31 protein-coding genes, 1 tRNA gene and 1 pseudogene are annotated in these 24786 nt (G+C 42.0%); 13 read left to right on the top strand and 20 right to left on the bottom strand.

Features of this window, described 5'->3' with window-relative positions:
* Window positions 1-4 precede the first annotated feature (4 nt).
* Window positions 5-145, top strand: a complete 141-nt coding sequence (locus BM232_RS04680; RefSeq protein WP_091712016.1) for an entericidin A/B family lipoprotein — start codon at window positions 5-7, stop codon at window positions 143-145.
* 54 nt (window positions 146-199) lie between these two features.
* Here BM232_RS04680 and BM232_RS04675 read toward each other — a convergent pair whose 3' ends face one another.
* From BM232_RS04675 to BM232_RS04665, 3 genes are read right to left on the bottom strand one after another with little or no spacing between them, the layout of a single operon-like run.
* Window positions 200-643 carry a hypothetical protein gene (locus BM232_RS04675; RefSeq protein WP_091712015.1) on the bottom strand — a complete coding sequence of 148 codons (444 nt, stop codon included), beginning with the start codon at window positions 641-643 and terminating at the stop codon, window positions 200-202.
* A 32-nt stretch (window positions 644-675) separates the two neighbouring features.
* Window positions 676-948 (bottom strand): ElaB/YgaM/YqjD family protein, encoded by a 273-nt coding sequence (locus BM232_RS04670; protein WP_091712014.1) that lies wholly within the window; start codon window positions 946-948, stop codon window positions 676-678.
* Between the two features lie 55 nt (window positions 949-1003).
* On the bottom strand, window positions 1004-1249 hold the full coding sequence (locus tag BM232_RS04665; RefSeq protein ID WP_177207248.1) for a hypothetical protein: 246 nt from the start codon (window positions 1247-1249) through the stop codon (window positions 1004-1006).
* Between the two features lie 263 nt (window positions 1250-1512).
* Between BM232_RS04665 and BM232_RS04660 the strand changes: the two genes are divergently transcribed.
* The 3 genes from BM232_RS04660 to BM232_RS04650 all read left to right on the top strand — a co-directional run bounded on the left by BM232_RS04660 (window position 1513) and on the right by BM232_RS04650 (window position 2676).
* Window positions 1513-1677, top strand: coding sequence for a DUF1328 domain-containing protein (locus tag BM232_RS04660; RefSeq protein ID WP_091712013.1), 165 nt, complete (start codon window positions 1513-1515; stop codon window positions 1675-1677).
* Window positions 1678-1767: 90 nt separating this feature from the next.
* Window positions 1768-2520: a Crp/Fnr family transcriptional regulator gene (locus tag BM232_RS04655; protein ID WP_091712012.1), complete on the top strand. Its 753-nt coding sequence runs from the start codon at window positions 1768-1770 to the stop codon at window positions 2518-2520.
* A gap of 12 nt (window positions 2521-2532) precedes the next feature.
* The gene (locus tag BM232_RS04650; protein ID WP_342708124.1) at window positions 2533-2676 is read left to right on the top strand and encodes an entericidin A/B family lipoprotein; all 144 of its coding nucleotides are present in this window, start codon (window positions 2533-2535) and stop codon (window positions 2674-2676) included.
* Between the two features lie 217 nt (window positions 2677-2893).
* On the opposite strand, the gene pdxH is transcribed toward BM232_RS04650, so the two are convergent.
* The 8 genes and pseudogenes from pdxH to rpsU all read right to left on the bottom strand — a co-directional run bounded on the left by pdxH (window position 2894) and on the right by rpsU (window position 10171).
* Complete coding sequence (pdxH, locus tag BM232_RS04645; RefSeq protein ID WP_091712010.1) at window positions 2894-3541, bottom strand: pyridoxamine 5'-phosphate oxidase; 648 nt, start codon at window positions 3539-3541, stop codon at window positions 2894-2896.
* A gap of 324 nt (window positions 3542-3865) precedes the next feature.
* Window positions 3866-4309 (bottom strand): annotated as a pseudogene (locus BM232_RS04640) (DUF4411 family protein); the annotation flags it as partial.
* 46 nt (window positions 4310-4355) lie between these two features.
* Entirely contained in the window at window positions 4356-5495 is a 1140-nt protein-coding gene (locus BM232_RS04635) for an XRE family transcriptional regulator (protein ID WP_091712009.1), read from the bottom strand.
* 156 nt (window positions 5496-5651) lie between these two features.
* A tRNA-Ile gene (locus BM232_RS04630) sits at window positions 5652-5728 on the bottom strand.
* 11 nt (window positions 5729-5739) lie between these two features.
* Entirely contained in the window at window positions 5740-7581 is a 1842-nt protein-coding gene (gene rpoD / locus BM232_RS04625) for an RNA polymerase sigma factor RpoD (protein ID WP_091712008.1), read from the bottom strand.
* A gap of 90 nt (window positions 7582-7671) precedes the next feature.
* Entirely contained in the window at window positions 7672-9393 is a 1722-nt protein-coding gene (gene dnaG / locus BM232_RS04620) for a DNA primase (protein ID WP_091712007.1), read from the bottom strand.
* A 71-nt stretch (window positions 9394-9464) separates the two neighbouring features.
* Entirely contained in the window at window positions 9465-9926 is a 462-nt protein-coding gene (locus BM232_RS04615; protein ID WP_091712006.1) for a GatB/YqeY domain-containing protein, read from the bottom strand.
* A gap of 29 nt (window positions 9927-9955) precedes the next feature.
* Entirely contained in the window at window positions 9956-10171 is a 216-nt protein-coding gene (gene rpsU, locus BM232_RS04610) for a 30S ribosomal protein S21 (protein WP_007144284.1), read from the bottom strand.
* Between the two features lie 139 nt (window positions 10172-10310).
* Here rpsU and tsaD point away from each other — a divergent pair, with 139 nt between their 5' ends.
* Window positions 10311-11318 carry a tRNA (adenosine(37)-N6)-threonylcarbamoyltransferase complex transferase subunit TsaD gene (tsaD, locus tag BM232_RS04605; RefSeq protein ID WP_091712005.1) on the top strand — a complete coding sequence of 336 codons (1008 nt, stop codon included), beginning with the start codon at window positions 10311-10313 and terminating at the stop codon, window positions 11316-11318.
* A 2-nt stretch (window positions 11319-11320) separates the two neighbouring features.
* Here tsaD and plsY read toward each other — a convergent pair whose 3' ends face one another.
* Window positions 11321-11917, bottom strand: a complete 597-nt coding sequence (gene plsY / locus BM232_RS04600; protein ID WP_091712004.1) for a glycerol-3-phosphate 1-O-acyltransferase PlsY — start codon at window positions 11915-11917, stop codon at window positions 11321-11323.
* Between the two features lie 79 nt (window positions 11918-11996).
* Here plsY and folB point away from each other — a divergent pair, with 79 nt between their 5' ends.
* A complete protein-coding gene (gene folB, locus BM232_RS04595) occupies window positions 11997-12347 on the top strand; it encodes a dihydroneopterin aldolase (protein WP_091712003.1) in 351 nt (116 codons plus the stop codon).
* On the top strand, window positions 12347-12853 hold the full coding sequence (folK, locus tag BM232_RS04590; RefSeq protein ID WP_091712002.1) for a 2-amino-4-hydroxy-6-hydroxymethyldihydropteridine diphosphokinase: 507 nt from the start codon (window positions 12347-12349) through the stop codon (window positions 12851-12853). Before folB ends, folK begins: the two co-directional genes overlap by 1 nt.
* Here folK and BM232_RS04585 read toward each other — a convergent pair.
* Window positions 12812-13531, bottom strand: a complete 720-nt coding sequence (locus tag BM232_RS04585; protein WP_091712001.1) for an SDR family oxidoreductase — start codon at window positions 13529-13531, stop codon at window positions 12812-12814. The two genes, folK and BM232_RS04585, sit on opposite strands and share 42 nt — an antisense overlap.
* A gap of 13 nt (window positions 13532-13544) precedes the next feature.
* Between BM232_RS04585 and BM232_RS04580 the strand changes: the two genes are divergently transcribed.
* A complete protein-coding gene (locus tag BM232_RS04580; RefSeq protein WP_245752813.1) occupies window positions 13545-14720 on the top strand; it encodes a class I SAM-dependent methyltransferase in 1176 nt (391 codons plus the stop codon).
* Window positions 14721-14778: 58 nt separating this feature from the next.
* On the opposite strand, the gene BM232_RS04575 is transcribed toward BM232_RS04580, so the two are convergent.
* Genes BM232_RS04575 through BM232_RS04550 form a run of 6 tightly spaced genes read right to left on the bottom strand, consistent with a single transcriptional unit; the run spans window position 14779 to window position 18333 of the window.
* Window positions 14779-15648, bottom strand: a complete 870-nt coding sequence (locus BM232_RS04575) for a hypothetical protein (protein ID WP_091712000.1) — start codon at window positions 15646-15648, stop codon at window positions 14779-14781.
* 28 nt (window positions 15649-15676) lie between these two features.
* Complete coding sequence (locus BM232_RS04570) at window positions 15677-16765, bottom strand: NAD(P)H-dependent glycerol-3-phosphate dehydrogenase (protein WP_245752812.1); 1089 nt, start codon at window positions 16763-16765, stop codon at window positions 15677-15679.
* A complete protein-coding gene (secB, locus tag BM232_RS04565) occupies window positions 16722-17213 on the bottom strand; it encodes a protein-export chaperone SecB (protein WP_091711998.1) in 492 nt (163 codons plus the stop codon). Before secB ends, BM232_RS04570 begins: the two co-directional genes overlap by 44 nt.
* Before the next feature lie 17 nt (window positions 17214-17230).
* Window positions 17231-17488, bottom strand: coding sequence for a glutaredoxin 3 (gene grxC / locus BM232_RS04560; protein WP_040576134.1), 258 nt, complete (start codon window positions 17486-17488; stop codon window positions 17231-17233).
* Window positions 17489-17514: 26 nt separating this feature from the next.
* Window positions 17515-17934 carry a rhodanese-like domain-containing protein gene (locus BM232_RS04555; RefSeq protein WP_091711997.1) on the bottom strand — a complete coding sequence of 140 codons (420 nt, stop codon included), beginning with the start codon at window positions 17932-17934 and terminating at the stop codon, window positions 17515-17517.
* A gap of 30 nt (window positions 17935-17964) precedes the next feature.
* The gene (locus BM232_RS04550) at window positions 17965-18333 is read right to left on the bottom strand and encodes an ArsR/SmtB family transcription factor (protein WP_091712079.1); all 369 of its coding nucleotides are present in this window, start codon (window positions 18331-18333) and stop codon (window positions 17965-17967) included.
* 88 nt (window positions 18334-18421) lie between these two features.
* Between BM232_RS04550 and gpmI the strand changes: the two genes are divergently transcribed.
* The 5 genes from gpmI to BM232_RS04525 are packed head-to-tail and all read left to right on the top strand — an operon-like array spanning window position 18422 to window position 23837.
* Window positions 18422-19954, top strand: a complete 1533-nt coding sequence (gene gpmI / locus BM232_RS04545; protein WP_091711996.1) for a 2,3-bisphosphoglycerate-independent phosphoglycerate mutase — start codon at window positions 18422-18424, stop codon at window positions 19952-19954.
* A 9-nt stretch (window positions 19955-19963) separates the two neighbouring features.
* Window positions 19964-21130, top strand: a complete 1167-nt coding sequence (locus BM232_RS04540) for a murein hydrolase activator EnvC family protein (RefSeq protein WP_091711995.1) — start codon at window positions 19964-19966, stop codon at window positions 21128-21130.
* Between the two features lie 26 nt (window positions 21131-21156).
* A complete protein-coding gene (locus BM232_RS04535; protein WP_091711994.1) occupies window positions 21157-22470 on the top strand; it encodes a S41 family peptidase in 1314 nt (437 codons plus the stop codon).
* A 10-nt stretch (window positions 22471-22480) separates the two neighbouring features.
* Complete coding sequence (locus BM232_RS04530) at window positions 22481-23035, top strand: DJ-1 family glyoxalase III (RefSeq protein WP_091711993.1); 555 nt, start codon at window positions 22481-22483, stop codon at window positions 23033-23035.
* Between the two features lie 4 nt (window positions 23036-23039).
* On the top strand, window positions 23040-23837 hold the full coding sequence (locus tag BM232_RS04525) for a response regulator transcription factor (RefSeq protein ID WP_091711992.1): 798 nt from the start codon (window positions 23040-23042) through the stop codon (window positions 23835-23837).
* On the opposite strand, the gene BM232_RS04520 is transcribed toward BM232_RS04525, so the two are convergent.
* Window positions 23832-24719 (bottom strand): LysR family transcriptional regulator, encoded by an 888-nt coding sequence (locus BM232_RS04520; RefSeq protein WP_091711991.1) that lies wholly within the window; start codon window positions 24717-24719, stop codon window positions 23832-23834. The genes BM232_RS04525 and BM232_RS04520 overlap by 6 nt on opposite strands.
* Between the last annotated feature and the right edge of the window lie 67 nt (window positions 24720-24786).

Raw genomic sequence — 24786 nt, 5'->3', positions numbered from 1 at the left:
ATTTATGAAACCTTTCGCCGTTTTACTATCTATTTGTTTTGTCTTATTTCTGAGTGGTTGTAACACGATGGAAGGTATTGGCAAAGATGTCGGAGCAGCAGGTGACGCTCTGGAAAAAAGTGCCAGTGATAACAAAGGATATTAATAAAAAAGCCTCAATAAATTGAGGCTTTTTTTACTAAACTACCTAGCTTAGAAATTACGTTTCATCAAAATACTGCTTAAAAGCGGACTTGACGATCGTTCTAGCTTCTTGACTGTAGCCAAATATCACACCAGCAGCCAATGTCGTCGCCAAAGACTTTCCTGGATGTTTTTTAATTAAATCCGCAAGCACCGGATCAGAAAGTTTTTCCAGAATCATTTGTAATTCATCGGCTTGTTGAGTACTGCTCGTTTGCCCCTCTCTGTAACGCAAAGAAGCCTTTTCTGCTGGCCGATTCAATATCTTTGCTACAGCTAAAATCAGTAACGCCAGTAGAAGGTAAGCAATGGCTGTCAACAGAGCAGCCAGCTGCGGTTCAAAAAAATCGTTGAGAGCCGTGTAGCCTGCAACACCAGCAAAACCAAAAGCGAACAAGCCCATAATAATAGCCAGAGCATAAGCTAATGTGGTGATTTGTATTCTTGAAAACAGACTCATCGTTACCTTCTTCTCAGTTAGATTGGATACGGTTATTTTCTATCCAATACTTTACCAATGACCAGACCAATACCAAAAGCAACGGCCATACTGGTATATGGATGCGCCTCAACTTCACCCTGTGCTCGAGCGAAAGACTCCTTCGCTTGCTGTTGGGCTTGCTGAGCAGCAGCCTTAACTTTATCTTGGCCTTGCTGTGCATATTCTGATGTCAGGCTTTTTAATGTGCTGGCGACCTCTGCAAAATCTTTACGTAATGCATCCAGCTGTTCTTGTAATTCTTGATTAGTTGTTTGTGTAGCCATGTTTATCTCCTATTGATTAGTTTGAATCTATCGTCGAGACTATTTTCCGTGGCAACTATTTATCCATTGCATCTTCAGCTTTATCAGCTGAATCTTCAATAGCATCACCAGCATCGTCTGCAGCATTATCAATTGCATTACCGGCATCTTCGACCGTGTTATCAATTTTTTCACCCATTTTTTCTGCTGGACCATCATCGCTGTCACAGGCTGCAAGTAACCCAACTCCAGTGAAAGCAAACATAATAAGTAATGCTCGGCAGATCATTGGAAAAGATTTTGATTGACTCATTGATTTCATACTTACATCTCCATTTTGATTTGGGTTGAATAAAATATTCTCTACACCATTATGCTGACAAACGTTTTGCTACATTTGTTCTGTCATAGTGACATTAAAAGCGATCTATAAGCAAAAAAGTATATATCGGAAATACTCATTGTTTCTCACTTTCTTATCTAAGCTATCGTTGATTTATCCCTATCGCCTTAACATATGTTAAAGACGAGGCAATGAAATACACATATCGTATTCATTCCCATTCACTATAAAGGAAGATAGATATGTTAAGTTGGGCATTGACGTTTTTAATCATCGGTATTATTGCTGGTGCACTGGGTTTAAGCGGTGTTGCAGGTACTGCAACCCATATTGCTTGGATACTTTTTGTCATCGGTTTAGTGCTCGCTCTCATTTTCTTCATCACGGGTAGACGTCCTCCCATGTAGGCGTATATTCTCCCCAAATACGGACATTCTTAATCGGTGATTACTCATTCAAGAAAGTCTCTTTGATTGACATTATTTAAGCGAGTCTTCATGGAATCTGTTATCAGCGATACGGATAGTTGTATTGTTCGTCAATTTGAAAAAATGGTCGAATTATCAGAGTCAGAAGTAAATCTTCTTGCAGCTCTTGAAAGGGATGCTCGCAAGTTTGACTCTGGTGAGAGACTAACGTTTGCAGGCGAGTACAGTGATCGTTTTTATACCCTGAGATCTGGTTGGGCTTGTGCTATTAAGACCATGGCAGATGGTCAACGACAAATTCTTGATATTTTTCTACCGGGTCAGATCATAGGCTTAAGGGAAATTGGTCTTAGTCATTCTTTGACTGAATTCAGAGCTTTGACACCAATAGAAGCATGTCCATTCCCTAAACAAAGGCTGACAGAGATTTTTGAAAAGTCGCCAAGACTCACTGATTTATTCTTTCTGATCATGGCAAGAGAACAAGCGATGCTGATTGAAAGAATAGTCAATATAGGTAGACGAAATGCTGCTGAGCGTCTGGCACATTTTATTGTTGAAATGAAGGTTAGATTACACCAGCGAGCATGTGAGTTTCATTTACCTATGAATCAGAGCATTATTGGTGATACGCTGGGTATTGCATCTGTTCATGTTAGTCGAACATTCAAATACTTACGTGACTTAGGTTTAATAGATAATAAAAACGGACAAATAGAAATTAACAATCTGGATGGCTTAATTGATCTATCAGGATTTGATAGAACATATCTTGATACTTATCCAGACTGGACCAGATTGAATAAACCCACTAAACAATAACACTAGGAGGTCATGATGAAACTTGTAGCTTTATTAATCCCTTTAACACTGACATTATTTTTATCAGCCTGCAATACGATGGAAGGTGTTGGCAAAGACGTTGAATCAGCTGGTGATGCTATAGAAGACTCTGCAGCAAAACATAAAGATTATTAATGGTTCCATCCTATTTTTTACTCTCAGCCCCTTAATCGGGGCTTTTTTTTGAGCAAAAAAAAGCTAGGTAAAAAAACCTAGCTTAACTAAAATTAGAAGGAGCAATAAACGTGAGAACTGAAACCAATCACCTCACAACCATGCTAACGTCAACCAATCAAAAAAGTTAAATATAAACATTCTAAAGTATGCGTTAGCTCACATTTTTCGATTATCTTTATGGTGCCAGGCGGTGTTTTACCCACTGATGCTCAGAGCTGAGGCTATACGAAATGCGATCATGTAAACGACTTAGCCTTCCCTGCCAAAACTCCCAATAATCCGGTACAAGTCTGTAACCACCCCAATGTTCAGGCCGCGGCGGTGTTAAACCATACTTCAAAGCATATTTAGATGCTTGTTCTACAATTACTTTTCGACTATCAATCACCTGACTTTGTGGTGACGCCCATGCACCAATCCGATGAGTGAGTGGCCTTGATGCGTAATAACTATCCGAATCAGCGTCTTCCAGTTTCTCAACCTTTCCCTCAATTCGGATAACACGTTCTAACTCAGGCCAGAAAAACTGTAATGAAGCATATGGATTTACAGCCAAATGTTGACCCTTTCTGCTCTGATAATTGGTAAACCAAACAATACCTTTCTCATCAAACCCTTTTATCAAAACAGGTCGACTTGATGGTCGCCCCTGCTCGTCAACAGTAGCTAGCGTCATCGCATTAGCTTCATTTATGCCTTTGTCTATGGCCTCAGCTAACCACGCTCTGAACTGGCTTATAGGCTCATCTGCAATTTTCAACTCTTCAAGAGAACCCTTTTGATAGCTTGTTCTTATATCCGACAAGCCTAAATCATCATTCATAAGCACTCTCATTCAAGAAATATAAAATTCATACTGTGCCAACAGTTTATTGGCTTCACAACTGCATCTAACTTAAAAATGACGATAATCAATATTGTGTGAATTATTTATGATTATTTAGTCGTCCTAACGATATTTAACATGGAGTAGTGGATCAAAGAAAATCTGGTGACCCAATCATTGAGCATATATTCAGAGTTACCGATGAGCAACATGCTGTTATTAGTAGAAATCTAGACTGGAAGATAAAAAAGAGAAGAATCAGTGTAGCCTTATGAACAGGCCGCTTGGAGTTCTGTCAATAACTATACGGAAAAATGAAGTTTAAGCAGCTAAAATAAATTTTGCTTCACAAGATTCTAATAGCTCAAAAGTATTAATATATTTCTGTCCAAAATGTTCACAAACATTAGGAATTAATATTTTTCTCTTAATATTTGGATCTTTTTTTTCATGAGTAACTATTACAGCATCTTCGAGTGTTAATGCTTTTGCAATTAACCATGAATCGGCAATACCAAGAAATTCATCCAATGCACCCGCATTCATATTTAAGGTACTTGCATATGCTGCTACCTCTGCATACCTTGTCTGTGTATCAATATCATCACAGCTCAGAAAAAAACCTTTATTATCTTCTGCCCAGTCAGTAAACTCATCGTTACCTTTTGATAATTCATCTCTTATGTAATCAATACTCAGAACTTTTTCAGTTTGGTTATTATTTTCTAACCAACTCCAAAATCCAGGGCATACTTTCATACTGTAATATCGGTTTTTGCTTCAATAAACGTATTTGAGTCCATTAAATACTTCATATTCCGATTTCCTCTGCGTATCTCTTTATTCTGTTAGGAGCTACTCCTAAAAGTCTACCTGCATCTCTTAAAAGTAATGAGCCTCTGAGTGCTTCCGTTATTACAGCTTCAGAAAATTTTCTACTATTTTTAGCTCCGGTAGTGGTGTAATAATTACCACCACTTGAGCTTGAGTTCTGGAAGCTATATAACTCTGTCTCATAATAAGTCTTATATTCGTCATCACTTATATAGCCTTGGTCTAATGCTCTCTTTGCAATTACTAGTTTACTCACATGAAAGTTTGTAGCTAATCTTGCGTAATTTAAGGTATGAGGTTCGTTATCATTCCACTGACTTATGAACTCTGCTTCTGGTACCAAAAATTCACCTGCAACACTATTGCAAAAGGTTTCTTCAGGGTGAACATAATGATCTGAAATATTGGAAACTCCAGAGCTATTAATCCATAAATGAGCTAATTCATGGATTAAAGTAAATAGTCTGGCTGTTGCTGCATCAGCAGAATTTATAAAAATTAGTGGTGCAATTTTACTTGATATAGCAAAACCTCTAAATTCACTGACCTTCAACTGCCTATGAGTATTTCCGGCTACAATACCTGTCCTCATTACTAGGACACCAATATTTTCGATTGCTTTAACTAACGTTGTATAGTAGCTATCCCATGTGCCAGAAGATGGGATAGGTACATTTAATGTTTGCCTTATATCATTTACAACTTCACTTACATTATCTTGTAGACTGTATTTACCGATAAATTCCAGTTCTTGTGCACCATGCTCTACAAGATAGTCTTCATACCAATCTTTTCTTTGGATTGCCTCTCTTACAATCTCGATTAGGTCAACACTAGGAGGGCCAGCATCTAAACTACCTAAAGTTCTGAGATCAGGTAATGGAAATTCTTCATGAGGAGGCTGTGGAAGATAAAAGAATCCATAGGGAATTCTGAGTACATTTGATATCTTTTTAGCTTGATTGACAGTTGGTTGAGACTCTCCTTGTTCCCACTGCAACGCATGCGCATCATTTACACCTAGTTTTCTTGCTAAGACTCCAGTGGTTACACGAGCTCTTACCATAGCCCATTTAAGGATTTCTGGATTGATATTTGCTCTTTGGTATGCGGCCATTTCGTAACCTTAAGTCATTTAACTATGAATTAACAAGTTAGAGTTAGAGATTTTATACTTTTATTGAGTGAATCACCATGTGTCTACATTGTGTCTACATATCATTCAAACAAAAAAGCCTTAACATCATAATTGATGCTAAGGCTTTGATTTAATTGGTGGGCCCACTAGGACTTGAACCTAGGACCAATGGATTATGAGTCCACTGCTCTAACCAACTGAGCTATAGGCCCTTTTGACTGGCTTACGAACCTTCTGAATCCAGGAAGCTTCGTAATTGATCAGAGCGTGAAGGATGACGAAGTTTACGTAATGCTTTCGCTTCAATCTGACGTATACGTTCACGTGTTACATCAAACTGTTTACCGACTTCTTCCAGCGTATGATCAGTATTCATATCAATACCAAAACGCATACGTAATACTTTCGCTTCTCTTTCTGTCAGACCGTTTAAAACGCCTTGAGTCGCTTCACGCAAGCCTTCTATTATCGCAGAATCTGAAGGCGAAATCACGTTCACATCTTCAACAAAATCACCTAAATGTGAATCTTCATCATCACCAATCGGTGTTTCCATCGAAATTGGCTCTTTGGAGATTTTCAGTACTTTTCGTACTTTATCTTCAGGCATGTCAACGCGTTCTGCCAACTCATCTGGAGTCGGTTCACGCCCCATTTCTTGCAGCATTTGGCGAGCAACACGGTTCAGTTTATTGATGGTCTCAATCATATGAACTGGAATACGAATGGTGCGAGCCTGATCCGCAATTGAGCGAGTGATCGCCTGACGAATCCACCAGGTTGCATAGGTTGAGAATTTATAACCACGTTGATATTCAAATTTATCAACGGCTTTCATCAGACCAATATTACCTTCCTGAATCAAATCCAGGAACTGCAAGCCACGGTTTGTATATTTTTTCGCAATAGAAATAACCAGACGTAAATTCGCCTCGACCATTTCTTTCTTCGCACGACGAGCTTTAGCCTCTGCAATCGACATTTGGCGTGAAATTTCTTTTATTTCAGAAATTGACATGCCACGGCTTTCTGCAACCTCAGCCAGAACTGACTGTGCAGCAATAATTTCATCATGATGTTTCTTGATGGTAGAAGAGTAATGCTTTTTAGCGCGGATATGCTTATCTGCCCAATTGACATTACTTTCATTACCTTGGAATGAATCGATAAAGTCACGACGATTCATTCGGGCTTGTTCAACCACGATATCCATAATAATTCTTTCTTGATTACGGATTTCGCTGACTGTTTCGCTCATCAGATCATTGAGGTAAACCAATGTTTTTGGAGTGAGTTTAAACTCCATAAATTGTGCACTAGCTTGTTCGCGGGCAGCCTCAGCTTCTTCACCTTCTGCTTTCAAGTAAGCATTAAAACTTTCTTTTAATGCTTCAAAGCGGACACGTGCTTCTTCAGGATCGATTTCGCCTGAGTCATCGTCATCACTGACATTGTCTACAGTATCGTCATCGTCATCATCTGAATCGCTATCAGAATCATCATCTGAGTCATCATCTGTATCGCTGAGATCGTCCTGTTCTTCCACAAGCTCTTCTGCAGAAACAAAGCCTTTTATCAGCTCGTTCAAACGCATCTCACCCGCTTCAACAGCGTCATATAACTCTAGAAATGATGAAATACAGGCAGGGTATGTCGAAAGCATCATCAAGCTTTCACGCAAACCTGCTTCAATACGTTTCGCAATGACAATTTCGCCTTCGCGGGTCAACAGTTCTACCGAACCCATTTCACGCATATACATACGTACTGGATCAGTAGTTCGACCGAATTCGCCATCAGAGCTTGCTAGAACAGCGGCAGCTTCTTCATCTGAAACTTCGTCATTTGACGAAACCGCTTCAGCAAGACGCTCCATTTCATCGGTATCCATGCCATCTTCATGGACCATAATACCGAGGTCACTGAACATGCTGACAATATCTTCGACCTGATCAGCATCTACCAAATCTTCCGGAAGATGATCATTAATCTCACCATAGGTGAGATAACCACGTTCTTTACCTAAGGCGATCAGTTCCTTAACGCGTGATTGTTGATCTTTCATGCAGCCCCTTTAACCCTGTGACGCTATATAGACGTGAACACTTCATTATACTGAAATGACAAATTTATTGCATCAAATTAACATAAACATTTAGCTCTGAGATAAGCGTAATTCTGCTTTTTCAGCCTCAGTTAACTCACTGAGTGGCTTAGACTCGAGATAAATTCGTCGTTGTTGCTTTGCCTGTTTTTGTAGTTGCGAAAAAATACCGAGCAACTCATACTTCAGTTCATCAGCCGATAAACTTAAACTTTGCAGCGCTAATTTCTGAAGATGCGCACCATTTTCCCTGTCACGCCAACGTTCTAGAATCGCCGCAGTAGTTAGATGGGGGTGCTGGTGAAGAGTTTCAAGCAATTCTTTGAGAATATTCACACCAGGCAGCTGCAATGAACTAATTGATGTTGTTTCATCTATCTCACGCGCCAGAATCGGATACTGCAACAAAATACTGATCGCTAATCTCAGCGGTGTCATTGTCGCCATGGTCTGTTTCTTTGCTTGACGTTGCTGTTTCGCTACTGGTTTCTCAATATGACGATTTAGCGTGGCCATATTGGTTTTACTTAGCTCTGCCAGGCGTTGCTCAAGCATATCTCTATATACTCCAGCCGGCACTTGTTTCAGATAGGGCTTTACCACTTCGACAAGGCGTGCTCGCCCATCCATAGATCCCAGATCGACTTTCTCTGTTAACCAGGCAAAGAAAAAATCAGAATAATTTTGTGAATGTAATACCTCTGACTCAAAGGCCTCAGCACCATGTCTTCGTACCATACTGTCCGGGTCTTCCCCATCAGGGAGGAACATGAACTTAAGTTGCTGATTGCCTCCTAACATGGGAAGTGCATTTTCTGCTGCTCGCCAGGCTGCTTCCCTACCCGCACGGTCACCATCAAAGCAAAAAACAACTTCGGGAGCAGTACGTAATAGCTGTCGCAGGTGATCTGGCGTTGTAGAAGTCCCTAATGTCGCTACAGCGTTACTTATGCCATGTTCAGCTAATGCAATGACATCCATATAACCTTCCACAATCAGGATGCGTTCAAGTTTACGATTTTGTTTTTTTGCTTGATATAGCCCGTATAACTCCGTGCCTTTATGGAAAATAGGTGTTTCAGGTGAATTAAGATACTTTGGTGTTGAATCATCTAACACCCTGCCACCAAAGCCAATTACACGCCCTCGTCTATCCCGAATCGGGAACATAATACGATGACGGAAACGGTCATAAGTCCGCCCAGCATCATTTTTGATCAACAGACCCGCATCCAGAAGTTGTTTTACTAATGTTTGAGACGATCCAAATGTCTTCAGAACATTATCCCAACCATCTGGCGCCATACCGATGCCAAATGTCTCAATCGTGTTTTTGGAAAGCCCTCTGGACTTCAAGTAGTCCACAAATATCTGTCTTTCAGGATGGGTTTGCAACTGGTGGACATAAAACTGACTCACTTTATCCATCAAGTCATAGAGGTTTTTCTGTTGAGGTGACTGTGAAACATTTTGTGTAGTAGGAACGGTCATGCCAACCTGATCAGCCAGTTCCTGAATAGCTTCAGGAAAGCTTAACTGATCATATTCCATCAGAAATCCTATCGCTGTGCCATGGGCACCACAACCAAAGCAGTGATAGAACTGCTTATCCGGACTTACTGTAAATGAAGGTGTTTTTTCATTGTGAAAAGGACAGCAGGCATGCAAATTCTTGCCTGCTTTCTTCAGAGCTACCCGGGTATCGATGATATCAACGATATCCACCCGGGCGAGAAGCTCATCAATGAATTGTGGGGGTATTTGACCAGCCATATTAGTTATTATGGCTGAAATTTACTGTAAATATTAACCATATCTTTGCGAGATACGGCAGCGTGGCTGTTTTAATTGCTCAACGCTGATTTAACTTGTCCACTGACTGCGGCCATATCTGCACGGCCTTGAATTTTTGGTCGCAACACATTCATGACTGCGCCCATGTCTTTAATACTACTTGCGCCGGCTTCTTCAATCGCTGCCTGAATAGCTTGAGCAATTTCTTCTTCAGAAAGTTGTTCCGGCATGAACTCTTCAATGACGACGAGTTCAGCCTTTTCAATATCAGCTAAGTCTGCACGAGAAGCATTTTCATATTGTTCCAATGCTTCACGACGTTGTTTAATCATTTTTGTGAGGATAACAACGATATCGTCGTCAGACAGGTCAACCCTGTTATCTACTTCAACTTGCTTAATGGCAGCTGAAATCTGACGCAGCACTGAAAGACGTTCTTTGTCTTTTGCGCGCATCGCATCTTTGATGCTGTCTTGAATAGTAACTTTTAACGGGCTGGCTTCTGCAGGCATGATATTAGACTTGTCTCTGAATAGCGATTTTAGTAAAGACGGATACGGCTTGCGTTTTCGCGAGACAGTTTCTTCTGGTGACGTTTTACGGCAGCTGCTGCAGCACGTTTACGTACAGTTGTTGGTTTTTCATAAGCTTCACGAGCACGGGCTTCAGCAACTGTGCCAGCTTTTTCACATGCACGTTTAAAACGACGCAGAGCTACGTCAAATGGTTCGTTCTCTTTTACTCTTACTGCAGGCATTCAAAAAACTCCCTAAACAATTCTTGTATGGAAACCCCTAATTGTACGAAATATTCACCAGAAAGCAAACAGTTAAATCACTTTATTTATAAAAAAGGGCATAATAGTCCGGTTATTAATGCAAAAGCTTAGGAAAAAAATGCGTGTTTTAGGTATTGAATCTTCATGTGACGAAACGGGTGTCGCTGTATACGACACTGAAAAAGGCTTGCTGGCTCACCGATTATTTAGTCAGATTGCTATGCACGCTGAATATGGCGGTGTCGTTCCAGAACTGGCTTCGAGAGATCATATCCGTAAAACATTACCGCTTATTGAAGAAGTACTCGCCGATACAGCATTAACGACAAAAGATATTGATGCCATCGCCTATACAGCAGGACCGGGTTTAGCGGGTGCATTATTAGTCGGTGCGGCTATTGGCCGCAGTCTGGCATGGGCACTGGATATTCCTGCTTTAGCGATAAATCATATGGAAGGCCACTTATTATCGCCATTATTGGAAGAACCGGCGCCCGAGTTTCCCTTTGTTTCACTACTTGTGTCTGGTGGCCATACCCTATTAGTGGATGTAAAAGGAGTAGGACAGTATGAGTTACTAGGTGAATCCATAGATGACGCTGTTGGTGAGGCGTTTGATAAAACAGCGAAACTACTAGGTATGGATTATCCCGGTGGTCCTTATCTGGCAGCCAAGGCCGAGCAGGGTATTGCTGATCGCTTTGTTTTCCCACGTCCAATGACTAACCGTCCAGGCCTGGACTTTAGTTTTAGTGGCTTAAAAACATTTGCGATGAACACCTGGCTCGACACCGAACAAACTGATCAGGACAAAGCGGATATTGCGTTGGCATTCCAGACCGCTGTCGTAGAAACACTCGCTATCAAATGCAAAAGAGCACTGAAACGGACAGGGCATAAACGCTTAGTAGTCGCCGGTGGTGTGAGTGCGAATAAAGCCTTGCGCAATAAATTAGATGCAATGAAAGGTGTTGAGGTTTTTTATCCGCGACAGGCATTTTGCAGTGATAATGGCGCTATGATCGCCTTTGCTGGTGCCATGCGCCACCAAGCAATGAAACATCAAGATGTGCCAAGTTTTACTGTCAGACCTCGCTGGCCGCTCAATGAACTCAGCCCACCATAAAACTAACCAGATTTAGATTCTTCTTTAGCGAGCAAACGGCGGATATTGCCATGATGGCGAGCAATCAAAAGCAGTGCTGTCAGCAAGATAATCCAACGTGCATTAACACTGTCAATCAGCCACAAGCTATAGACCGGCGTTAATGCCGCGGCGACAAGAGCAGATAGCGACGATATTCGTGTCGCAGCAAAGATGATTAACCACGTCGCTAAACCTGCAGCAGCCAGAGTAGGGGACAAGGCAATAAAACCACCCAAAGCTGTGGCAACACCTTTACCACCCTTAAATTGAAAGAATAAGGGAAATAAATGTCCCAAAAAGGCAGCAAATGCGGTAGCAGCTACCCAGACCATGTCAAGACCGATTGCATGAGCAACCGCCACAGGAATAACACCTTTTAACACATCAAACAGTAAGACTATCGCTGCTAGCTTTTTACCACCAAAACGTAGCACATTGGTGGCACCAGGGTTGCCTGACCCCTGTGTTCTCGGATCAGGTAAGCCTGCCAATTTACATAAAATTATCGCACTGGATAATGAACCAAAAAGATAAGCTACCACCAATAAAACGACGGGTAAGGCATTAGTCTCAAGCATGATATGATGCTACCTTTTAAAAACGTTGCGACATTATAGGTCGCTCATCAATGATTGCCACCCTTTGACAGATCGAGACATGGATAAAATTTTTCTAAACGACCTTAAAATCGACACCATTATTGGTATTTACGACTGGGAAAGACACACGCAACAGACCCTGACGTTTGATCTTGAAATGGACTGGGATATACGCAAAGCTGCGGAAACAGACGATATTAATAACACCCTCGATTATGGTGCTATCGCCCAGAAAATTGTTAACTTCGTTAAAGCCAGTGATTATCAATTGATTGAAACCTTGGCTGAAGATCTTACCAAGATGTTACTCACCGAGTTTTCTATCCCTAAAGTGAAACTGACGCTGAGTAAACCCGTGGCATTACATGGCCAAAATACTGCCCGAATTGTGATTGAACGTAGCAAATAATGAGTAACAAGAGAAATGGCTATTTGCTTGGCCTGGGCTGCAATATCGAGCCGTTTGAAAATTTTTCAAGCATGATAACCATGCTGTTAAAAGAGTTTAAGAGTTTTGATATCAGCCGGATTTTGCATATTCCACCGGTAGGAATGAATAGCCAGCATTATTTCCTCAACGCTGTCGCTTTTATTGAAACAGATATGCCACAACAAAATCTGAAAGATATCTGTAACACAATAGAGATGAAGCTAGGTCGTGATCGGGAAGATCCTGCCCGTAAACACAAAGATCGACCGGCAGATCTGGATATTCTGTGTTCTCTTACTATTCCGGAAGACTTGAATACGCCCGCTCGGGAAGTGACAGATGAATACTTTCTCTATCCCTTAATCGATGAATTGTTTGTATTTTTAAGTGATAAACCGCTTACCCATCAAATACAAACCGGCACCAATATTCAAGTCGGGCAATTATCGTTTGGAGAGTCGGCGACCACCATCCACCGCAATTGATACGCCCGTCAGGAAAGGATTATCTAATAAGCTTTTGACGGCCAGGAAAACGGGTTCTGCACCACCTTCACGTGCTAATGGTGTCTCAGACATCATCTGCTGACGAACTTCATCAGAATGTGATTCAGTAAATAGGACCGGGCCGGGAGCAACAGCATTGACCTTTATTTCTGGGGCATATTTTTTGGCTAGTACCAGCATCATATTGTGCAAACCGGCCTTAGTTGTGCCGTAAATATCAAACCGCGGCGTTGGATTCTCAACGTTGATATCAGTGATATGAACAATATCCGCCGGCTTATCAATTTCACCCTGTAACTTATTTTTTAAGCCTTCGTTGATAAGAAACGGCGCCATCATATGTACGTAAAAAAATTGCTCATACTGTTGAGCGGCTTTTTCTAGATCATCATCTGTGGGCGAAAATGAAGAGGCATTATGAATAATCGCTTTTATTGATTCACAGCGTTGTTGGCAATCCTCAATAAAGGCCATGATAGCCTCTTTGGAATTAAAGTCTGCCTGAATGGTATTAATGCCCATTTCACGCATTTCTTGGACACCCTCGGTCTCAGTACGGTAATGTGCTAACACATTACAACCTTGTTCATGGAATCGCTTAGCCATATGCAGACCGACTCGACGACTGGTACCTGTCACCAATACAACCTGTTGCAATTGCTACTCCTCAATGATGAATAATAGAGACACATTATCTGCTGTTTTGCCTGAAGCGCAACAACACAGTGATGCTTTAAAAGAATTGATCAAAAAACAAATCCGATCTGAAGGTGGCTCAATAAGTTTTGCTCGGTATATGCATGCCTGCCTATACACACCTGGTTATGGTTATTACAGTGCTGGCAGCCATAAACTTGGCGAGCAGGGCGACTTCACCACAGCTCCTGAAATCAGTCCTTTTTTTGGTTACAGCATCGCCAGCCATATCATTGATGTCTTTGCTCAAAACACACAAAAACACATCCTTGAATTTGGTGCCGGCAGTGGTCAACTTGCCATAGATATTATGACTTCTCTGGAAAAAAGCCATGAGCTGGCTGAGGTTTATTACATTCTGGAAATCAGTGCCGACTTGCGTCAGCGCCAACAGCAACACATTCAGCTACATTTACCTAAGCTTATAGATCGCTTTGTTTGGTTAGACAAATTACCCGAACAGTTTGAAGGCGTTATCCTGGCTAATGAAGTATGTGATGCCATGCCAGTTAACCTCATTAATATAAAAAGTCATCGGCTATACGAACGCCATATAGCTATCACTGACGATGATTTTGTCTGGCTAGATAAGCCTGTGACTGATGACGAGCTCAAGCAGCAGGGCGCCCGCATACAAACGCTTATTTCAACAGATAGTTACGAAACCGAAATCCACTTAGCCACACAGCAATGGTTACGAACGGTTGCTCAGTCACTCACTCGAGGCGCGTTTTTTATCATCGATTATGGCTATAACTTTGATACCTTTTATAGTGATGAAAGAAAGCAGGGGACCTTATGCTGCTATTTCCGCCACCAGTTGAATGATGACCCATTCCTATTACCAGGTTTGCAAGACATCACCGCTCACACAGAATTTACGACACTCGCTGATATTGCTGTCGAACAAGGATTGGATGTGGCCGGCTTCCATGAGCAAAGCGATTTTTTAATAGCAGGCGGCATTACCGATATCGCCGCAGCCTCTCACAACGATATGCCCGCCGCTGACTGGTTACAGCAAAGTGCGGGGTTAAAGCAGTTATTAATGCCAAGCCAGATGGGCCAACAATTTAAAGTATTAAGTCTGACTAGAAACCTTGAGTTATTACCACGCCTTTCGTTAAATGACCGACGTTATCAACTCTAAACGACAGACACAAAAAAGGGGCATAAAGCCCCTTTAAAGTAGGAATAAACTGCTGGAATTATTTCTTCAACGCTTCCAGTTCTTTTTGTAATTTATCCATTTTTTCGCTCATATCAAACAAGACTTCTTTGATATTTGCCATATCATCACGAAGATTACTGGTTTCTTGCTTGTTACGTGCAATATCTTCTTTCAGCTCAGGGCTGATAAGCGCATCTTTTGAATCAGCTTGACGCTCTGCAACGGTTTGTAGGACTGTAGGAATATCAATCTCAATCCAGTCTGTTCTTTCTTTACCTGTTTCAGGGTCAATGTGGTATGACATACCATTATCCAGAGCGACTCTTACCGCAGGTTCTGAATCAGTCTTTCTGCTACCTGGCAGTAATGGATTAACACGACGATCAATTTCCTGGCCGGTGTATTGGTCTTTGTCACGATAATCTTCATGTAATAAACCGAAGATAATGTTCAAGCGACCACCGCTCATGAAAACACGGCCACTATCACTTTGACGCTCTTTAGCAATCATGCCCTGATGCACACCCAATGTAACAAATGTCACATCTTCATTTGGCTGAGCACGGCCTAAACCATTCGCTAAGCCATTACTCAGAATCTGTAACTCTGCTGGTGAAAACAGCGGATTTTGACGCTGATTAAACAAGACTTTTTCGTTCACGTAGAGAGATTCTAAAACCGTACGCATCGTGTCTGGAGAGATAGAATATGGGTGATCATTTGCCACACCCGGAACATCACGATCAACAATTTTGACGTACTGCAAACCTGTTTCAAATAAGGTTTTTCCCTGTGTAGAGATTTCTACATCATCAGACTTTTTCAGTGGGTTACCACAACCACTCAGCCCCAGGCTCAGGGCTAAAGCAACGGTCACTGCCGTGCTGTACTTCACAATGCCTCGCATAGATTCTTCCTCGTTTTAGTTAACCCGTTTAATTAACGGGAGGTGTGAGTTCTGCTTTTTGTTCTCTGCATAATAATGCCTGAACGGATTCCCGTGGATCGTACCCCTCAAACAAAATTTTGCATACTTGCTCCACAATGGGCATTTCAATATCAGCCTGACGTGCTCTTAACATGACCTCACGTGCAGCATCCATCCCTTCTACTGTTTTACCAACGAACTTAACAGCATCATCAACGCTAAGTCCGCGTCCAATAGCTAAACCTAATTGGCGATTACGGCTTTGATCATCAGTGCAGGTTAAAATCAAATCACCGATACCAGACAAGCCAAACAGCGTTTCAGTTTCCGCACCCAGTGCTGCTGCTAAGCGTCTTATTTCAGCCATGCCCCGGGTAATCAATGCGGCCCGCGCATTGGCTCCATAACCTAAACCATCAGAAATACCCGCACTAATCGCCAACACATTTTTGACTGTGCCGCCAATCTGCACACCTAACACATCATATGTTGTATAGACGCGCAGTGTTGGGCTATGAAATAGGCCTGCCAGTTGTTTAGCAAAGTCACCATCTTCCGATGCCACAGTAAATGCTGTCGGTAAATTAGCAGCAACTTCTGCGGCAAAGGAAGGACCGGAGATCACCGCTAATGGATGACTTTCTCCCAAGGCTGAACGAGCCACATCATAAAGCAGCTCACCAGTATCAGGTGCCAACCCTTTTGTTGCCCAGCTCACCGGCGTTTTAGCTGCGAGCATCGGCTTTATCATTTGTAAGCTTTCAACAAAGGCTTTACTGGGAACTGAAATCAACACATGACCACAACTTTGTATGGCTTTGTGCACATCATCCACTACCGATAAGGCGTCAGGAAACGCTATCCCAGGCAGATACTTCGCGTTTTCACGCGAGGTTTGCATCTGTAAATAATGCTGTTTATCTCTTCCCCATAACCATGTTTCATGACCATTTCTGGCCATAGCCATGGCAAGAGCAGTCCCCCATGCTCCAGCTCCCAACACTAGTGTTGGTGATAAATTGGCTTGTTCTGACACCGCCATTTCCTGGATATTAATGCGTGGTTTTTGATCTTGCTTCTTGAGCTTGTCTCTCAACTTGCTCTTTTTGATGGAGGTACATCGCATCAAAGTTGACTGGTGCCAATACAAGTTGCGGGAATCCACCTTTAGTCACTAAATCAGAAACGACTTCTCGGACAAATGGGAAAAGCGTATTCGGGCAGTAACTACCAACTAACGGTCCCATTTCTTCAGTGCTGTAACCTGTTAAAGTAAAAATACCGGCTTGTTTTACTTCGACCAGAAATGCGGTTTTATCACCGACCTTCGCTGTGACAGTGACAGATAACACGATTTCATGTGTGTCATCGTCGATGCGGGTATATTCATTACCTAACTGTAAATCCAGTTGTGGACGCCACTCTTCACGAAAAATTTCAGGTGAGTTAGGTGATTCAAAAGACACATCTTTTGTGTAAATTTTTTGGATCACAAAACGTGGTTTTTGTTGTTCTTCACCTGCTGCTGTGTTTTCTTCAGCCATCTCTATTCCTTCTTGTTTTAAGATTGCGCCAGGAGGCTATCTAATTCTTTAGTGCGATCAATTGCGACTAAATCAGTGTAGCCACCTATGGCTTTATTATTGATAAAAATCTGAGGCACTGTTCTTTGCTGGCTTTTTTTCATCATCTCTTCTCTTTTTGAAGGATCCAGATCCACACGAATTTCGTCGTATTTCACGCCTTTACGCTCCAGCAACTGTTTTGCCATTACACAGTAAGGACAGTGAGCAGAAGAATAAACGATTACTTTAGCCACAATATAACCCTGCCATTTTGTTTTGATTAACTGAACAGAGGCAATTTAGCCTCTTTCCATGCATTAATGCCGCCGGTCATTACATAAACTTCTTCAAAGTTATTTGATTTTAACTTTTTCGCGGCATTCCGAGCACGCTGACCACTGGCACAGACAATCACCAATGGTTGCGATTTATTTTTTAACTTTTTAAGTTCTTCATCTAACTTGGATAACGGAAGATTGACCGAGTCAGCAATATGCTCTTTCTCAAATTCATCCGCTTCCCGGACATCAACAAATTTACCTTTGTATTGATTAACGAGTCTGACTGACTGGTTAGCATCCAACGGCTGTAATCCTGTTAGTTTACGATTAATCGCATCAGAAAAAACTAACCACGCTAATACAATCCATGCTGTACTTAATATCCAATGATTAACGATGAACTCACCCAAATTTTCCATAGCGACCCTTAAAACTGTCTTAAAATCAGATTAATTTTTTGCAGAACAGAATACTTCACGCATCATCTCAATTAACCGGAGCGTGCGCTCATCATTCACTCGATAATAAATACGGTTAGCATCACGGCGAGACATAAGAATCTCTTTTTCACGTAACTTAGCCAAATGCTGTGATACGTTACTTTGCGTGGTGCCGACCTGTTCGACGATATCCTGAACGGATAACTCATTCTCACCAATCGCGCAGAGAATCTTAAGTCGCAAAGGGTGAGACATCGCCTTTAGTGCAAATGCAGCACGCTCGATATCGTTATCAATCGCGATAGAATCTATGTTTAAAGCTTGTGCCACAATTTTGCCCGTCAGTACACGTGACTGTATTTCATCACAAAACACCATATAATACACGGCATCAATTCTTAATGACATACAAGACAAGGGATAGTCAGCAGAGAGCGCGACTACCTTTCGTTTTAAGGACTAATCAATGACACAAACACACAGACCTCTGGCGCTCATCATCTTTGATGGATGGGGCTATAGTGAATCAGCAGAAAATAATGCCATTCTTGCGGCAAATACACCGAATTGGGACAGCATGTGGGCGAAATATCCACATACGCTGATTAATGCATCAGGAGAAGGTGTCGGTTTACCTGGTGATCAGATGGGTAACTCTGAAGTGGGTCACTTGAATCTGGGTGCTGGCCGGGTTGTCTACCAGGAATTCACACGAATTAGTCTTGCAATTAGAAATGGCGAATTTTTCAATAATACTGTTCTGATTGACGCCGTTGAGAAAGCCAAAACAACAGATGGGGCCGTACATATCTTCGGTTTATTATCTGATGGCGGGGTACATAGTCATGAGCAGCATATTCACGCCATGGTCGAGTTGGCAGCTAAACAAGGTGCCAAACAAGTTTATGTTCATGCTTTTTTAGATGGACGTGATACGCCACCGAAAAGCGCTGAAGCGGCGATTGAGAAACTAGAAGAAAGCTTCAAAAAAGCAGGAACAGGCCGGCTGGCGACAATTATTGGTCGTTTTTATGCGATGGATAGAGACAACCGCTGGAATCGTGTCGAAGAAGCTTATCAACTTATCACTGAAGGCAAAGGTCAATATCAGGCAGCAACCGGTATCGAAGCCCTGCGAGCGGCATATGAACGTGAAGAAACCGATGAGTTTGTCAAAGCCACAACCATTGGCGAACCGGTAAAAGTAAATGATGGTGACAGCATTGTCTTTATGAACTTCCGTTCTGATCGTGCCCGTGAATTAACCGAATGTTTCATCAATCCCGAATTTTCCGGTTTTGTTTTACCGAGAAAAATTCAGCTGGCTGACTTCGTCACATTAACTGAATATAAAAAAGACTTTACGGCACCTATCGCTTTCCCAACAGAAAAATTACACAACATTCTGGGTGAATATTTATCTGCTCAGGGGAAAACCCAGCTACGGATTGCAGAAACCGAAAAATATGCGCATGTGACCTTTTTCTTTAATGGTGGTCAAGATACCCCATATGAAGGTGAGGACCGGATTCTGATTCCATCACCTAAAGTGGATACCTACGATCAACAGCCAGAAATGAATGCACCTGAAGTCACAGACAAACTTGTCGAAGCAATCAATAACGAAAAATATGATGTCATCATCTGTAACTTCGCCAATGCTGACATGGTAGGCCATACCGGTAATTTTGACGCCGCCGTTAAAGCCATAGAAACCCTGGATGTCAGTCTGGCCAAAATTTGGACAGCTATTGAAAAAGTGGGCGGTGAAATGCTGGTGACAGCGGATCATGGCAATGCCGAGCGCATGGTAAATCATGAAACCGGCCAGCCTCACACAGCACATACCAACAATGTTGTGCCATTATTATTTGCCGGTCGTGAGGCTCAGTGTGTAGATGGTGGAACGTTATCAGACATTGCACCCACCATGTTGTCACTAATGGGACTCGCCATTCCAGATGAAATGGGCAAAAAACTCTTAGTCATCGCTAAATAAGCCCTTCAAGTGACATTGAGAATATTACTGGCATGTCTAAGTTTGCTAATCTGTTTCAGTGTTCATGCTGAAACAGATTCAGCATCACGCTTGGATGATGTTCGCAAAGAAATAAAATCGTTAAATAACGATCTGTCAGAAAAAAAAGCGGATAGACAGGCTTTATTTGATCAGTTAAAAACGCAAAGCCGACAAGTCTCTGAACTCAACAAACAACTTCGAAAACTCGAAACACAAATTGACGGCAAACACAAAGAAGTTGAAGCACTACGTCAAAAGATGGGTATAAAAGAAAAAGAGCAAAAACAACAGCTTGATGCCCTTTACAGCCAAATACGTTCTGCTTTTATTCACTCAGAACCCAGTTATCTTGAACTGCTGTTAAACCAAAAAGATGTGTCTACTCTTAGCCGAGGAAGCACCTATTTTCGTTACTTTCATCAGGCAAGACAGCAGGAACTGGAAAATATTCATCAATTGTTGGTGAAACTCAACGATGAGCAACGGGATGTTTTACTTGCTCAGCAATCTTTAGAAACCATGCTGACGCAGCAACGTTCTAAACAAGCTCAGCTTGAGCAACAAACAAAACAAAGAAAAGTCACACTGGCTGCGCTGGATAAAACAATCTCGACGCAAGATAGTCGTTTAGCATCGCTGAAAGATGAAGAGCGCAACCTGCAACAACTGCTGGATTCGCTTAGCAAAAAATCAGCGCCGATCGCTCCGGCAGCAAAGCCAGGCAATAATTCAACACCTGTGAAACCAAACACACCTTTTCCTCGTCTGACAGGTAAACTAACATGGCCTGTAAATGGAAAATTACTTGCCCGCTATGGTAGCTCGAGAAATCTTGGTAAACTCAAATGGCAAGGTATCGTCATTGCGTCACCAACTGGAAACGATGTCAAAGCCACAGCAGCAGGTCGCGTTGTTTTTGCTGATTGGTTAAGAGGGTTTGGTCTGTTAATCATCATTGATCATGGTGATCAATACATGACTCTTTATGGCAATAATGAATCATTACTTAGAGATGTCGGTGAGTATGTCAAAGCCGGCGACGTAATAGCACAATCTGGCGAACAAGGAATTCGAGGCCTTTCCGGCCTTTATTTTGAAATTCGCCATCGAGGCAGCCCAACAAATCCATTAAAATGGTTGGGAAAACAAGGCTGACAAGTCTTATCGATTAAGGAAGGAATATGAGTTTTTTTAAACGTGATTTCGGCTTAATTACCAGTGGTGTAATCTTAGGCGCCACCCTTGTATTTGGCCAAATGGTTTTTGCTGACAAGGATGCAACTAAACCAGACCTACCCCTTGAAGATTTACGTACTTTTTCTGAGATTTTTGGCAGAATTAAAAGTAGTTATGTAGAACCCGTTGAAGATAAACAGTTACTGGAAAATGCCATTCGCGGCATGCTTTCCGGACTGGATCCTCACTCTACCTATCTGGATAAAGAACAGTTCAAAGAACTGCGAGAAGGAACCTCTGGTGAATTTGGCGGACTAGGTATTGAAGTCAGCATGGAAGATGGCTTTGTTAAAGTCGTCACACCGATTGACGATACGCCTGCTGCAAAAGCTGGCGTCAAACCAGGTGACCTTATTATTCGTCTTGATGACACACCTGTAAAAGGGATGACCTTAAATGACGCTGTAGAGATCATGCGCGGTAAACCCGGCACCGATCTTATGCTTACCATCATTCGTGAAGGTGAAGATACACCGTTAAAAATTAATGTCACTCGCGCCATCATCAAAGTCGAGAGTGTTAAGAAGAAAATGCTGGAACCAGGTTACGGCTATGTCCGTATTTCAACATTCCAGTCACGGACCGGTGAAAGCTTAAGAGAAGCTATCTCTGAACTGAAAAAAGAAAATGGTGGCACACTAAACGGATTGGTTCTGGATCTTCGTAACAACCCTGGTGGTGTGTTGGATGCGGCAGTTGAAGTCTCTGATGCATTTATAGAAAAAGGACTTATTGTATACACTGAAGGTCGTATTCCAGACTCAGATCAGAAATTCCATGCCACGCCTGACGATATGCTGAAAGGTGCTCCATTAGTTGTTCTGGTTAATGGTGGTTCAGCATCTGCTTCTGAAATTGTAGCTGGTGCCTTACAGGATCATGATCGTGCGGTCATTATGGGTACAAAAACCTTTGGTAAAGGCTCTGTGCAGACGGTAATGCCTCTTACTAATGACACCGCTGTTAAGATGACAACAGCCCGTTATTACACACCTTCAGGTCGCTCTATCCAAGCTGAAGGTATTGTTCCGGATATCGAACTGAAACCCGTGCATATTTCAGCTATTGAAGATGCGGATTTCACACCGTTAAGAGAACGTGATCTGGCTCATCATCTGGTCAATGGTGACGAAGAAGAAAAAGCCAATGCTGATCAGAACAAAGCGGATAAAGACAAAGAGCAACCGCTTGAAGTCTCTGATTATGCATTATCACAAGCTCTTAATTTGTTAAAAGGAATGACCATCCTTAAAAAATAAAGGGTAGCTTATGTCAACTGTATTGGTTCCTCTCGCCGAAGGCTTTGAAGAGATTGAAGCGGTCACCGTTATCGACTTACTGAGGAGAGCAGGGATCAATGTAGTGACAGCTAGCCTGACCCAGCGTCATCAGGTCACAGGTAGCAGACAAATTGTGTTAGCTGCTGATAGCCTGATAGATGATGTCAAAGAAGCGGCGTTTGATATGGTAGTTCTACCGGGTGGGCAGCCCGGTACGAACAATCTTAAGCAAGATGCCCGCATAAAGACCTTATTACAAAAACAGTTAAATGCTAATCAATACATTGCCGCAATTTGTGCTGCACCGTTGGTATTAGCAAATGCAAAGATACTTAATCAACACCGTGCTACCTGTTATCCAGGCGTATTGAAGCAAGAAGATTGGCCTGAGATATCACTCATTGATCAAACTGTTGTCATCGATGACAAAATAATTACTTCAAAAGGACCTGGTACCGCGATGGATTTTGCCCTAAGCATTATTGAAGTTCTGACAAGCCAACAAACACGTATCGAAGTCGAAAATGACCTGGTAAGAAACTAAGCCTATGGCCTTACTTACAGCTAACGATTTATCCATTCTGCTGGTTGAACCTTCAGCCATGCAGCTAAAACTTATTATGCGTCATTTGAACGAAGAAGGCGTTCATAAAATTGATGGTGCCAGCAGTGGTAAAGAAGCTTTAGAACTGATTAGTAAATATCCACCGGATCTGGTCATTACAGCCATGTATCTACCTGATATGACGGCTAATGAGCTAATTGAAACTGTACTACATGAACATCCCCAGCTAAATGTGTCATATATGCTGATATCCAGTGAAAAAGGGCATGCAGCACTGGAACCGGTTCGTCAGGCCGGTGTCATCGCAATTTTACCCAAACCCTTTGATCATAAAGACTTACAACGGGCCATCAGGGCCACGCTTGATATTATTGATCCAGAAGAAATTGCACTTGAAAGCTATGATGTAAGCGAGTTGAGCTTATTGGTCGTTGACGATAGTCTGACCTCACGTAATCACATTATGCGTATTTTCAGTACGATGGGCATTCAACATATTGACGATGCTGAAAACGGTCGGCTGGCGCTCGATAAAATAAATCAAAATCACTATGACCTGATTGTCACCGATCTGAATATGCCCGAAATGGATGGTCATGAATTGGTGCAGTACATCAGAAATGATATGGGCAACGAAGCTATTCCAATCATGATCTTAACCACTGAGAATAATGAAGCCCGCCTAGGTCAGGTCGAACAGGCAGGCGTTTCAGCCATTCTTAATAAACCTTTTGAACCTAACACCATCCGGGAAATGTTATTCCGCTTGCTCGACTCATAGAGCCCCTTTCTTCTGCCCCATTTCTAAAAAAGTCGCCATATAGGGCACTGACATTTCACCATCTCGCATTGCTGCGAATAAGGTTTTCATCACACCTCGCTGTCCTAATCTAACGGTAGATGCAGGAATTTCCTGGCAATATTGTTTAGCCAACCAGTCTGGTAAAACTGTCACCCCACGGTTCAAACTCGCCATCTGAACCATAATGTCCAATGACTCCATGGTTTTATGCTGTGGTTTTACATTGGCTGGCAGTAGAAACTGAGTATAAATATCCAAGCGCTCATGTGGCACCGGAAAGGTCATTAATAACTCAGACTCTAATGCTTCAGGTTCAATATATGCCTGCTTAGATAAAGAGTGAGTATTTGCTACCAATAACACCAGCTCATATTCAAATAACGGCGTGTAATACAAGTCTTTGTGTTCAACCTTATCAGGTGTTACTAAACAATCAATATGGTGATTTAGCAGTCCTTCCAAGCCTGAAAACTGAAACTTATGCACAATATCCACGTCCATCTTAGGCATAGCCACCAGGTAGTCAGCTAATATTGCCTTAAGCCACTCATAGCAAGGGTGACACTCAACACCTATCTTTAAAATTCCCTGCTTCCCATCAGCCATCGCTTGTAATGTATTTTCTGCTTGCTCTATTACTGGGAGGAGCTGCCTGGCCGTTCTTAATAGCAGCTGACCAGCCTGGGTCAATCTTAACTTTCGTCCCTGTCTTTCCCATAAACGTATCTCTAACTTCTGTTCCAGATAGCGAATTTGGTGCGTCAATGCTGGCTGCGTTACATATAAGGCATTCGCCGCTGCCGTCAGACTGCCATGCTCTGCCAGTGCCTGAATAATTTTTAAATGCGTTAGCTCAATCATGTATGAAATATTCTTATAGATTAAGAAATAAATATCATTATTCCTTATTGTTTAGCAACTTTACAAT

Origin of the sequence: Methylophaga sulfidovorans, from assembly GCF_900114205.1 — a bacterium.
Classification (GTDB): Bacteria; Pseudomonadota; Gammaproteobacteria; order Nitrosococcales; family Methylophagaceae; genus Methylophaga; species Methylophaga sulfidovorans.
Note: the sequence above shows the minus strand (reverse complement) of the source record. Positions and strands in the feature narration are given on the sequence as shown.

Coding starts and splice junctions, on each gene's coding strand:
- folK (WP_091712002.1), top strand. CDS start 12,347: ATGAGTAACAAGAGAAATGGCTATTTGCTTGGCCTGGGCTGCAATATC.
- pdxH (WP_091712010.1), bottom strand. CDS start 3,541: ATGAATGATGATTTAGGCTTGTCGGATATAAGAACAAGCTATCAAAAG.
- plsY (WP_091712004.1), bottom strand. CDS start 11,917: ATGCTTGAGACTAATGCCTTACCCGTCGTTTTATTGGTGGTAGCTTAT.
- BM232_RS04580 (WP_245752813.1), top strand. CDS start 13,545: ATGATGAATAATAGAGACACATTATCTGCTGTTTTGCCTGAAGCGCAA.
- BM232_RS04535 (WP_091711994.1), top strand. CDS start 21,157: ATGAGTTTTTTTAAACGTGATTTCGGCTTAATTACCAGTGGTGTAATC.
- BM232_RS04520 (WP_091711991.1), bottom strand. CDS start 24,719: ATGATTGAGCTAACGCATTTAAAAATTATTCAGGCACTGGCAGAGCAT.
- BM232_RS04525 (WP_091711992.1), top strand. CDS start 23,040: ATGGCCTTACTTACAGCTAACGATTTATCCATTCTGCTGGTTGAACCT.
- folB (WP_091712003.1), top strand. CDS start 11,997: ATGGATAAAATTTTTCTAAACGACCTTAAAATCGACACCATTATTGGT.
- BM232_RS04650 (WP_342708124.1), top strand. CDS start 2,533: ATGATGAAACTTGTAGCTTTATTAATCCCTTTAACACTGACATTATTT.
- BM232_RS04665 (WP_177207248.1), bottom strand. CDS start 1,249: ATGAAATCAATGAGTCAATCAAAATCTTTTCCAATGATCTGCCGAGCA.
- tsaD (WP_091712005.1), top strand. CDS start 10,311: ATGCGTGTTTTAGGTATTGAATCTTCATGTGACGAAACGGGTGTCGCT.
- BM232_RS04555 (WP_091711997.1), bottom strand. CDS start 17,934: ATGGAAAATTTGGGTGAGTTCATCGTTAATCATTGGATATTAAGTACA.
- dnaG (WP_091712007.1), bottom strand. CDS start 9,393: ATGGCTGGTCAAATACCCCCACAATTCATTGATGAGCTTCTCGCCCGG.
- gpmI (WP_091711996.1), top strand. CDS start 18,422: ATGACACAAACACACAGACCTCTGGCGCTCATCATCTTTGATGGATGG.
- BM232_RS04670 (WP_091712014.1), bottom strand. CDS start 948: ATGGCTACACAAACAACTAATCAAGAATTACAAGAACAGCTGGATGCA.
- rpsU (WP_007144284.1), bottom strand. CDS start 10,171: ATGCCTGCAGTAAGAGTAAAAGAGAACGAACCATTTGACGTAGCTCTG.
- BM232_RS04675 (WP_091712015.1), bottom strand. CDS start 643: ATGAGTCTGTTTTCAAGAATACAAATCACCACATTAGCTTATGCTCTG.
- BM232_RS04660 (WP_091712013.1), top strand. CDS start 1,513: ATGTTAAGTTGGGCATTGACGTTTTTAATCATCGGTATTATTGCTGGT.
- BM232_RS04530 (WP_091711993.1), top strand. CDS start 22,481: ATGTCAACTGTATTGGTTCCTCTCGCCGAAGGCTTTGAAGAGATTGAA.
- secB (WP_091711998.1), bottom strand. CDS start 17,213: ATGGCTGAAGAAAACACAGCAGCAGGTGAAGAACAACAAAAACCACGT.
- BM232_RS04680 (WP_091712016.1), top strand. CDS start 5: ATGAAACCTTTCGCCGTTTTACTATCTATTTGTTTTGTCTTATTTCTG.
- BM232_RS04615 (WP_091712006.1), bottom strand. CDS start 9,926: ATGCCTGCAGAAGCCAGCCCGTTAAAAGTTACTATTCAAGACAGCATC.
- rpoD (WP_091712008.1), bottom strand. CDS start 7,581: ATGAAAGATCAACAATCACGCGTTAAGGAACTGATCGCCTTAGGTAAA.
- BM232_RS04550 (WP_091712079.1), bottom strand. CDS start 18,333: ATGGTGTTTTGTGATGAAATACAGTCACGTGTACTGACGGGCAAAATT.
- BM232_RS04575 (WP_091712000.1), bottom strand. CDS start 15,648: ATGCGAGGCATTGTGAAGTACAGCACGGCAGTGACCGTTGCTTTAGCC.
- BM232_RS04655 (WP_091712012.1), top strand. CDS start 1,768: ATGGAATCTGTTATCAGCGATACGGATAGTTGTATTGTTCGTCAATTT.
- BM232_RS04635 (WP_091712009.1), bottom strand. CDS start 5,495: ATGGCCGCATACCAAAGAGCAAATATCAATCCAGAAATCCTTAAATGG.